This is a genomic window from Serratia montpellierensis (genome assembly GCF_020858655.1).
GTDB lineage: Bacteria > Pseudomonadota > Gammaproteobacteria > Enterobacterales > Enterobacteriaceae > Serratia > Serratia montpellierensis.
In genome coordinates, this window is the sequence record NZ_VOSN01000004.1 from 146,060 (window position 1) to 155,434 (window position 9,375).

10 protein-coding genes are annotated in these 9,375 nt (G+C 59.9%); 4 read left to right on the plus strand and 6 right to left on the minus strand.

The window, feature by feature from the left end:
- Positions 1-56 precede the first annotated feature (56 nt).
- The 3 genes from feoA to greB form a co-directional block, all read right to left on the minus strand.
- Complete coding sequence (gene feoA, locus FUU19_RS04805) at positions 57-281, minus strand: ferrous iron transporter A (RefSeq protein WP_004930752.1); 225 nt, start codon at positions 279-281, stop codon at positions 57-59.
- 606 nt (positions 282-887) lie between these two features.
- Positions 888-3,221: a Tex family protein gene (locus tag FUU19_RS04810; RefSeq protein ID WP_230489986.1), complete on the minus strand. Its 2,334-nt coding sequence runs from the start codon at positions 3,219-3,221 to the stop codon at positions 888-890.
- A gap of 157 nt (positions 3,222-3,378) precedes the next feature.
- Positions 3,379-3,852, minus strand: coding sequence for a transcription elongation factor GreB (gene greB / locus FUU19_RS04815; RefSeq protein ID WP_033636315.1), 474 nt, complete (start codon positions 3,850-3,852; stop codon positions 3,379-3,381).
- 230 nt (positions 3,853-4,082) lie between these two features.
- Here greB and cbpA point away from each other — a divergent pair, with 230 nt between their 5' ends.
- The 4 genes from cbpA to envZ all read left to right on the plus strand — a co-directional run bounded on the left by cbpA (position 4,083) and on the right by envZ (position 7,700).
- On the plus strand, positions 4,083-5,045 hold the full coding sequence (gene cbpA / locus FUU19_RS04820) for a curved DNA-binding protein (RefSeq protein WP_230489987.1): 963 nt from the start codon (positions 4,083-4,085) through the stop codon (positions 5,043-5,045).
- Positions 5,046-5,050: 5 nt separating this feature from the next.
- On the plus strand, positions 5,051-5,356 hold the full coding sequence (locus FUU19_RS04825) for a chaperone modulator CbpM (RefSeq protein WP_049202813.1): 306 nt from the start codon (positions 5,051-5,053) through the stop codon (positions 5,354-5,356).
- Positions 5,357-5,613: 257 nt separating this feature from the next.
- Positions 5,614-6,333 (plus strand): osmolarity response regulator transcription factor OmpR, encoded by a 720-nt coding sequence (gene ompR / locus FUU19_RS04830; protein WP_004709363.1) that lies wholly within the window; start codon positions 5,614-5,616, stop codon positions 6,331-6,333.
- Entirely contained in the window at positions 6,330-7,700 is a 1,371-nt protein-coding gene (gene envZ, locus FUU19_RS04835) for a two-component system sensor histidine kinase EnvZ (RefSeq protein WP_141972135.1), read from the plus strand. The genes ompR and envZ overlap by 4 nt, the downstream gene beginning before the upstream one ends.
- Before the next feature lie 34 nt (positions 7,701-7,734).
- Here envZ and FUU19_RS04840 read toward each other — a convergent pair whose 3' ends face one another.
- The 3 genes from FUU19_RS04840 to FUU19_RS04850 all read right to left on the minus strand — a co-directional run.
- On the minus strand, positions 7,735-8,214 hold the full coding sequence (locus tag FUU19_RS04840; RefSeq protein ID WP_230489988.1) for a type II toxin-antitoxin system VapC family toxin: 480 nt from the start codon (positions 8,212-8,214) through the stop codon (positions 7,735-7,737).
- Positions 8,211-8,474, minus strand: a complete 264-nt coding sequence (locus tag FUU19_RS04845) for a FitA-like ribbon-helix-helix domain-containing protein (protein ID WP_197813152.1) — start codon at positions 8,472-8,474, stop codon at positions 8,211-8,213. The genes FUU19_RS04840 and FUU19_RS04845 overlap by 4 nt, the downstream gene beginning before the upstream one ends.
- Before the next feature lie 126 nt (positions 8,475-8,600).
- A partial coding sequence (locus tag FUU19_RS04850; protein ID WP_230507081.1) for a phosphoenolpyruvate carboxykinase (ATP) occupies positions 8,601-9,375 on the minus strand: 775 nt, incomplete at its 5' end.

The window sequence follows — 9,375 nt, forward strand, 5'->3', positions numbered from 1 at the left end:
TTCAAGGAGAACAGCGCCGGCGCAAGGGCGCGTCGGCAAACGGAGGGCGCGCCGGCTCAGGACTGGCCGTCGAGCTGCAGCAGCGCCAGATCCTTCCTGCGCAGCACCAGGCTGACGCGGCGAGTTTTAATTTCTATCGGATCGCCCAGCGGCGCGACGCGCACCACGTCGAACGAAGAGCCGGGCAGCATGCCGAGCGATAACAGTTTCTGGCGATAGGCCGGCGCAATTTCACCGGAAAAGCCGACGATCTTATACGTGTGTTTAGGTTGAAGCTGCATGTGATTAACCTTCCGGGTGCCGATGAGCATCGGGCTGATGATAATTGGACGTTGCCGGCGAAAATGCCACGCCGTCGGCGGTATTCATCCATAAGGTCATGCAATAAAGTGAGCGCAAATAATAGTAATTATCATTATCGCGTTCAATACAAAAAGTAAGGGTATTGTAACCAATTATTATGGCGGCGACAGTTTTTGATGGCGTTGCCTTGATTAACGACGTTTTACCACCGCTTGCGAGCGGGAACAAATGAGAATGGCGAGTTAAATCAGTTACGTATTTGTAGCCGAGTTTTCTCGTTTGCAAATACCGATGGTTTTTTCCCCTTATTTATTTCCGCCCAAAGGCAATTCAATAACATTATTCCGGCGTAATGCGAGCGGTAACCATTTGTGTTTCGTTCACAATTTGCGAGATGAAATAGGCGTGTTAACGAAGTTGTTAATAAATGGCTGCGGAGAGGATTTTTGTTGCCTGAATAATGGGAGGGCGGTCACGCAGGAACGGGAAATAAAAAGATGACGGTTTATTGAGACGGGTCAAAAAATGCCGCAAGTTTTATTCGTCAGAAAGGGCGGAGCAGGCTCCGCCCTGTCGGTTCCGACTTAGCGTTTCTTACCGAACGCCGCCGCCAGCGCGTCGCCCATGGCGCTGTTGCCGGCCGGCGCCGCGTTGCGCGGTTTGGCCTTGTTGCCGCCCGCCGAACGGTTGGCGTTGTCGCGTGCCTGCGCTGGCGCGTTGCCGCCGCGGCGCGGTGAACCTTCGCCCGGCTGCTCATCCAGACGCATGCTCAGCGCGATGCGTTTACGCTGCAGATCGACTTCCATCACCTTCACTTTGACAATGTCGCCGGCCTTCACCACGGTGTGCGGATCTTCAACGAACTTGTCCGCCAGCGAGGAGATGTGCACCAGGCCGTCCTGATGCACGCCGATATCCACGAAGGCACCGAAGTTGGTGACGTTGGTGACCGATCCTTCCAGGATCATGCCCACCTGCAGATCGTTGAGGGTTTCCACCCCTTCGGCAAAGGTCGCGGTTTTGAACTCAGGGCGCGGATCGCGGCCCGGTTTCTCCAGCTCTTTCAGGATATCGGTAACCGTCGGCACGCCGAATTTGTCGTCGGTGAAATCGACCGCTTTCAGGTTGCGCACTGCCGAAGCGTTGCCCATCAGGTCCTGCAGCGCCTGCTCGGTGGCGGCCAGAATGCGCTGCACCACCGGGTAGGCTTCCGGGTGAACGGTGGAGGCGTCCAGCGGATTGTCGCCGTGGTTGATGCGCAGGAAGCCGGCGCACTGTTCGAAGGCTTTCGGCCCCAGGCGGCTGACTTTCAGCAGCTGTTCGCGGTTGCTGAAGCGGCCGTTCTCGTCGCGCCAGTTGACGATATTTTGCGCCATCATGCGCGTCAGGCCGGCCACGCGGGTCAGCAACGGCACCGACGCGGTGTTCAGATCGACGCCGACGGCGTTCACGCAGTCTTCCACCACCGAGTCCAGCTTCTTCGCCAGCTGGCTCTGGCTGACGTCGTGCTGATACTGGCCGACGCCGATGGATTTCGGGTCGATCTTCACCAGCTCCGCCAGCGGATCCTGCAGACGACGAGCGATGGACACCGCGCCGCGCAGCGACACGTCGAGATCCGGGAATTCCAGCGCCGCCAGTTCGGACGCGGAATACACCGACGCGCCCGCTTCGCTGACGATCACTTTCTGCGCCCGGACCTCACCGAACTGTTTTTGCAGGTCGAGATAGAAGCGCTCGGTCTCACGCGAAGCGGTGCCGTTGCCGATGGCCACCAGCTCCACGTTATGTTTGATGCACAGTGCCGCGACGATGGCGGCGGCTTTGGCCGCTTGCCCGGTGTGCGGGTAGACGGTGTCGGTGGCGACCAGCTTGCCGGTTGCGTCGACCACGGCGACTTTCACCCCGGTGCGCAGGCCCGGATCGAGGCCCATGGTGGCGCGCATGCCGGCCGGCGCGGCCATCAGCAGATCATGCATGTTGCGGGCGAACACGTTGATCGCTTCGTCTTCCGCGCGCTCGCGCACCGTGCCCATCAGCTCGGTTTCCAGGTGCAGCAGCACCTTGATGCGCCAGGTCCAGTTGACCACCGCCTTGCGCCAGGCGTCGGCCGGGGCGTTGTTCAGGCGCAGGTTGAGGTGATTGATGATGATCAGCTCCGCCTGGCTTTCGCGCGGCGCTTCCTCAAATTGCGGATCGGCGTTCAGCGCCAGCTGCAGCACGCCTTCGTTGCGGCCGCGGAACATCGCCAGCGCGCGGTGCGAAGGCACCTGAGAAATCGGTTCGTGGTGATCGAAGTAGTCGCGGAACTTGGCGCCTTCTTCTTCCTTGCCCTCGACCACCTTGGACACCAGATGGGCGTTTTTCCACAGGTAGTCGCGCACCTTGGCCAGCAGCGTGGCGTCTTCGGCGAAGCGCTCCATCAGGATATAGCGCGCGCCGTCGAGGGCGGCTTTCACGTCCGCCACGCCCTTGTCGGCGTCGACGTAGCGTTCAGCCAGCTGTTCCGGCTGCTGTTGCGGATCCTGCCACAGCGCGTCCGCCAGCGGTTCCAGACCGGCTTCGATGGCGATCTGACCGCGGGTGCGGCGCTTCGGTTTGTACGGCAGGTAGAGGTCTTCGAGCTCGGTCTTGCTCAGCGTGGCGTTGATCGCCCCCGCCAGTTGTTCGGTCAGTTTGCCCTGTTCATCGATCGACTTCAGGATGGTCTGGCGACGATCTTCCAGTTCACGCAGATAACCCAGGCGGGTTTCCAGCTGGCGCAGTTGGGTGTCGTCCAGGCCCCCGGTGACTTCCTTACGATAGCGTGCAATAAAGGGCACGGTATTACCTTCATCCAGCAGACGGATGGCGGAGTCGACTTGCTCCGGCCGGGCCTGCAGTTCTGTTGCAATAATGCGGCTCAGTGGGTCATTCATAGGTCTGGTATCTGTATTGAGAACGGTGAATAAACAGGGGACAGTTATACGGATTGATCGTGGAAAATGCCAGCGGAGCGGGCCGCCGCCGCGTGGCCGCGGCGTGGAGAACAGCGCAGGCGGCGGCGTTGGCGGCGGTTCGGAAAAAGCTGAAAGCTTACTTCGGGTAGTCTATCTCGTTCACGTACCACTGCGCCTCGCCAAGCGGCGTATTGACGGTGGCGACGTCCCCGACCTCTTTTTTCAGCAGGGCGCGCGCCATCGGCGCGTCGATGGAGATGTAATCCTTGCGGCCGAAGATCTCGTCGTAACCGACGATGCGAAAGCGTTTGGTTTCGCCGTCATCGTTCTCTACTTCCACCCAGGCGCCGAAGAACACTTTGCCTTCCTGCTGCGGGGAGTAATCGACGATCTTCAGCTGCTCCAGGCATTTGGTCAGATAGCGGACGCGGCGGTCAATTTCCCGCAGCCGCTTCTTGTTGTATTGGTAGTCGGCGTTTTCGCTTCTGTCGCCCAGGCTGGCGGCCCAGGTCACTTTCTTGGTCACCTCGGGGCGTTCTTCGCGCCAGAGGTAATCCAGCTCTTGTTTGAGCTTGTCATACCCTTCACGGGTTATCAGTTGAGTTCTCATCGTGATTTATCTTTATGGGGCCACCGCCACAGTGTACGTGAATGCGCAGGGCTTTAGAAATGGCGCGCGGGCCTGCGCGTTGTCGCACGGTTTTTATTCAGTTTGCGCAGCTTTTAACAATCGGGAGTATGCTTAGCGATAGCGGAAAAGGAATGTGACGAAAGGAGGATATCTGGCGAGAGAAACAAGGAATTTTGGCGCACAACCCAACACATTGAAGGTATTACCGCATGGAATTTAAAGATTACTACGCAACGATGGGCGTCGAGCCCAACGCCGATCTGAAAACCATCAAAACGGCCTACCGCCGGCTGGCGCGTAAATATCACCCTGACGTGAGCACCGAAGAAGACGCCGAGAGCAAATTCAAGGAGCTGGCCGAAGCCTATGAGGTGCTGAAGGACGAAGAGCGCCGCGCTGAGTACGATCAGATCCGGCTGCACCGCAACGATCCGAACTTTGGCCGCCAGACGCGCGGCGATCGCGGCGGCTATCAGCAGAGCGCTTCATGGCACGGCGGCGGCGCCGACGCGCAAGACTTCTCCGATTTCTTCGAAAGCATGTTCGGCGGGCGGGCGGCGGGCGGGCACCGCTCCGCTTCGCACTCGCACGGCGGGCATGGCTTCCGCGGGCAGGATCTGGAGATGGAGGTGCCGCTGTTCCTCGAGGAAACGCTGCATGGCCAAAGCCGCGAGATCGCCTACAAGCTGCCGGTGTACGACGAGCTGGGGCGGCAGGTGAGCGAAGCCAGCAAAACGCTGAACGTGAAAATCCCGGCCGGCGTGGGCGACGGCGAGCGCATTCGCCTCAAGGGGCAGGGCGTTGCCGGCGTGGGCGGCGGCCAGAACGGCGACCTGTACCTGGTCATCCGCCTCGCGCCGCATCCGCTGTTCGAAATTGATGGCCACAACCTGAGCATCGTGGCGCCGCTCGCCCCGTGGGAAGCGGCGCTGGGGGCCAGCATTGAGGTGCCGACGCTGACCGGCAAAATCGCGCTGACCGTGCCGGCCGGCAGCCAGAGCGGCAAACGGCTGCGGGTCAAAGGCAAAGGGCTGGCGGGCAAGAAAGAGCCCGGCGATCTGTATGTCATTCTCAAGGTGGTGATGCCGCCGAAGCCGAACGAGAAGGCCAGCGCCCTGTGGCGCGAACTGGCTGAGCAGGCGGCGTTCAACCCGCGTGCGGAATGGGAGTAAAGCACATGATGAAGAAAGAGATCACATTCACCGTGGTGGAACTGTGTCAGCGAGTGGAGATTTCAGAGGATGAGCTGGTCGAGATTGTCGGCCTGGGCGTGATCGTGCCGCTGGAGCCGGCGCAGCCGAGCTGGGAGTTCGATTATCCGGCGCTGAGCCATCTGCAGCGCGCGCGCAGGCTGCGGGCCGAACTGGATCTGGATTGGCCGGGGATCGCCATGGCGCTGACGCTGCTCGATCGGGTTGATGCGCTGCAGCAAGAGAACCGGCAGCTGCGCCGGCAGTTGGCGCGTTTCCTGCAGACTTCCTGACTCGCCGTCAAAACGCCACCGTGCGGTTCGCCGGTGGCGAAATTGCGCAAAATTGGGCCGCTGCCCCACATTGCGCCGATAAAGGGCGAAATTTTGACGAACCCCCGTCGACATTCGATGAAAATTGTTGATAAATGGGGAAAAGAATAAGCTTTGTAACAATTTCGTCTAGAATACATACCATTAAACGCTGTCTCAAATGGCAAGGTTTTCTAACAATATTCGAGTCAGGCAATAAAGCCTTTGGGAGTAATACCATGCAAGAGAATCATAAGATCCTGGTCGTCGATGATGACATGCGCCTGCGCGCGCTTTTAGAACGTTATTTAACCGAGCAGGGCTTCCAGGTTCGCAGCGTTGCCAACGCTGAGCAAATGGATCGCTTGCTGACCCGTGAATCCTTCCATCTGATGGTGCTCGATCTGATGTTGCCGGGCGAAGATGGGCTGTCCATCTGCCGCCGTCTGCGCAGCCAGAGCAACCCGATGCCGATCATTATGGTCACCGCCAAAGGCGAAGAGGTCGATCGCATCGTCGGGCTGGAAATCGGCGCCGACGACTACATTCCTAAGCCGTTCAACCCGCGTGAGCTGTTGGCTCGCATCCGCGCGGTGCTGCGCCGCCAGGCTAACGAACTGCCGGGTGCGCCTTCGCAGGAAGAGGCGGTGATCGCGTTCGGCAAATTCAAACTGAACCTCGGCACCCGCGAGATGTTCCGCGAAGACGAACCGATGCCGTTGACCAGCGGCGAGTTCGCGGTACTGAAAGCGCTGGTCAGCCACCCGCGTGAACCGCTGTCGCGCGATAAGCTGATGAACCTGGCGCGTGGCCGCGAATACAGCGCCATGGAGCGCTCCATCGACGTGCAGATCTCGCGCCTGCGCCGCATGGTGGAAGAAGATCCGGCGCATCCGCGTTATATCCAGACCGTTTGGGGTCTCGGCTACGTGTTCGTCCCGGACGGCAGCAAGGCATGAGGCGATTGCGCTTTTCACCGCGTAGCTCGTTTGCCCGAACCCTGTTGTTGATCGTCACCTTGCTGTTCGTCAGCCTGGTGACGACCTATCTGGTGGTGCTGAACTTCGCCATCCTGCCCAGCCTGCAGCAGTTCAACAAGGTATTGGCGTACGAAGTGCGTATGCTGATGACCGATCGGCTGCAGCTGGAGGACGGCACGCTGCTGGAAGTGCCGCCGGCGTTCCGCCGTGAGATCTACCGCGAACTGGGCATCTCTCTCTACACCAACTCGGCGGCGGAGGAGAGCGGCCTGCGCTGGGCGCAGCACTACCAGTTCCTCAGCCAGCAGATGGCGCAGCAGCTCGGCGGGCCGACCGATGTGCGGGTGGAGGTGAACAAGAACTCCCCGGTGGTGTGGCTGAAAACCTGGCTGCAGCCCGATATCTGGGTACGCGTGCCGCTGACGGAAATCCACCAGGGCGACTTCTCTCCGCTGTTCCGCTATACGCTGGCGATTATGTTGCTTGCGATCGGCGGTGCCTGGTTGTTTATCCGCATTCAAAACCGCCCGCTGGTGGAGCTGGAACATGCGGCGCTGCAGGTGGGTAAGGGCATCATTCCGCCACCGCTGCGCGAGTATGGCGCTTCCGAAGTGCGGTCGGTGACGCGCGCATTCAATCAGATGGCGTCGGGCGTCAAGCAGCTGGCGGACGATCGCACTTTGCTGATGGCCGGGGTCAGCCATGACCTGCGCACGCCGTTGACGCGCATCCGGCTGGCGACGGAGATGATGAGCGCCGAAGACGGCTATCTGGCCGAGTCGATCAATAAAGACATCGAAGAGTGCAACGCCATCATCGAGCAGTTCATCGACTATCTGCGCACCGGGCAGGAGATGCCGACCGAAAGCAGCGATCTGAACGCCATTTTGGGCGAGGTGGTCGCGGCGGAGAGCGGCTATGAGCGGGTGATTGAAACCGCGCTGTCGCCGGGTGAGCTGATGATGAACGTGCACCCGCTGTCAATTAAGCGGGCGGCGGTGAACATGGTGGTGAACGCGGCGCGTTACGGCAACGGTTGGATCAAGGTCAGCAGCGGCCGCGAGCTGCAGCGCGGCTGGTTCCAGGTGGAAGATGACGGCCCGGGCATCAAGCCGGAAGAATTGAAGCACCTGTTGCAGCCGTTCGTACGTGGCGACAGCGCACGCAGCACCAGCGGCACCGGTCTGGGGCTGGCTATCGTGCAGCGTATTATCGACGCGCACGACGGCGAACTGGATATTGGCACCAGCGAGCGCGGCGGGCTTTTGATCCGCGCGTATATTCCGTTGCCGATGGAGAAAAAAGAGTCGGCCAACGGCCATCAGACCGCCAGGGACAACGCCTGACGCTCTTGGCGTGGGCCGCGCCGCTGTGGCCCCGTCAGGACTTCCTGCTCATCACGTAGTATTCCGCCGCATCTTCATGCAACCGACGGCCGGTCGGCGCCTGCCACGGGTCGATTAACTCGATGCCGCAGTGGAGAAAGTCTTTGGTATTGCGGGTGGCGAGGGCCGCGCCGTAATGCAGGCAGGTGGCGGCGATTTGGGCATCCGGCACGCTCATCGCTTGACCCAGAAGCCGGTTCCTTGCCGTCAATTCCGCGTATTGCATCGCACACAGCCCATCAAACGGCAATATCTGCCCCTCGAACTTCAATTCAATCGCGTCCGCCAATTTGAGCTTGAGATCCCGCTGGCGCTTGCCGTCAGGCATACAGGCGACGCCGGTGAACAGTTCTGCCAGGACAATGGCGCTCAGATAGAGCTCGTCATTGTCCTTTTCATTTAACCAGTTAATGACGTTGTAGTACGGACTGGGGCGCAGCGTTTCTGAAATGACGTTAGTGTCGAGAATAATCATGCGTTGCCATCTTCATCATCAAAGGTGACGATGCGTGGTGGCACTGCGTCACGCGGTGGGATCTCCAGCTCGACGCCGCCGAATTCGGCGAAGTGCTGATGCATCCAGGTACCCAATCCATAGCGCGGCGGCTTTTTCACCAGCGCCTGTTTCAGGATCATACGCGCTTCCTCTTCCATGGAATGGCCGTTTTTCGCCGCTGAAATACGCAGCAGCTCTTTGATCTCGTCGTCCAGATTTCTGACGGTGATAGTCGCCATTTAAACCTCCTTTGCTATCAATGATTGCATTGACTTATTTTCTCGCCTTGCTGGTTAAAAAGCAATCGCTGAAAATAAAAAAAGGCGCGGGATCCGCGCCTTAGCTGAAGAGGTAACGCTACCGAATTACAGCTTAGGGCCGGCGCTGACCAGCGCGGCGCCCGCAGGCGTGTCGGTGTATTTGTCGAAGTTGGTGATGAAGCGCTCGGCCAGATCCTGCGCTTTTTCCTGCCACTGCTCGAGGCTGGCGTAGGTATTGCGCGGATCGAGGATTTCCGGGTTCACGCCCGGCAGCGCGGTCGGCATCGCCAGATCGAAGATCGGCAGAGTAATGGTTTCCGCCTTGTCGATTTCACCGCTCAGGATGGCGTCGATGATGCCGCGCGTATCTTTGATCGAGATGCGCTTGCCGGTGCCGTTCCAGCCGGTGTTGACCAGGTAAGCCTGGGCGCCGGCGGCCTGCATGCGTTTCACCAGCACTTCGGCGTACTGCGTCGGGTGCAGCGAGAGGAACGCGGCGCCGAAGCAGGCGGAGAAGGTTGGCGTCGGCTCGGTTACGCCGCGCTCGGTGCCGGCCAGCTTGGCGGTGAAGCCGGACAGGAAGTGGTACTGAGTCTGGTTGGCGGTCAGACGCGATACCGGCGGCAGTACCCCGAAGGCATCGGCGGTCAGGAAGATCACCTTGGTGGCATGACCCGCCTTGGACACCGGCTTGACGATGTTCTGGATATGATAGATCGGGTAAGAAACGCGGGTGTTCTCGGTTTTCGAACCGTCGTTGAAGTCGATGCTGCCGTCGGCCAGCACGGTGACGTTTTCCAGCAGCGCGTCGCGTTTGATGGCGTGGTAGATGTCCGGCTCGGCTTCTTCAGACAGCTTGATGGTCTTGGCGTAGCAGCCG

Bases quoted from the DNA above. Each gene is read 5' to 3' on its own strand.
- feoA (WP_004930752.1), bottom strand. From the start codon at position 281: ATGCAGCTTCAACCTAAACACACGTATAAGATCGTCGGCTTTTCCGGT.
- FUU19_RS04810 (WP_230489986.1), bottom strand. From the start codon at position 3,221: ATGAATGACCCACTGAGCCGCATTATTGCAACAGAACTGCAGGCCCGG.
- greB (WP_033636315.1), bottom strand. From the start codon at position 3,852: ATGAGAACTCAACTGATAACCCGTGAAGGGTATGACAAGCTCAAACAA.
- cbpA (WP_230489987.1), top strand. From the start codon at position 4,083: ATGGAATTTAAAGATTACTACGCAACGATGGGCGTCGAGCCCAACGCC.
- FUU19_RS04825 (WP_049202813.1), top strand. From the start codon at position 5,051: ATGATGAAGAAAGAGATCACATTCACCGTGGTGGAACTGTGTCAGCGA.
- ompR (WP_004709363.1), top strand. From the start codon at position 5,614: ATGCAAGAGAATCATAAGATCCTGGTCGTCGATGATGACATGCGCCTG.
- envZ (WP_141972135.1), top strand. From the start codon at position 6,330: ATGAGGCGATTGCGCTTTTCACCGCGTAGCTCGTTTGCCCGAACCCTG.
- FUU19_RS04840 (WP_230489988.1), bottom strand. From the start codon at position 8,214: ATGATTATTCTCGACACTAACGTCATTTCAGAAACGCTGCGCCCCAGT.
- FUU19_RS04845 (WP_197813152.1), bottom strand. From the start codon at position 8,474: ATGGCGACTATCACCGTCAGAAATCTGGACGACGAGATCAAAGAGCTG.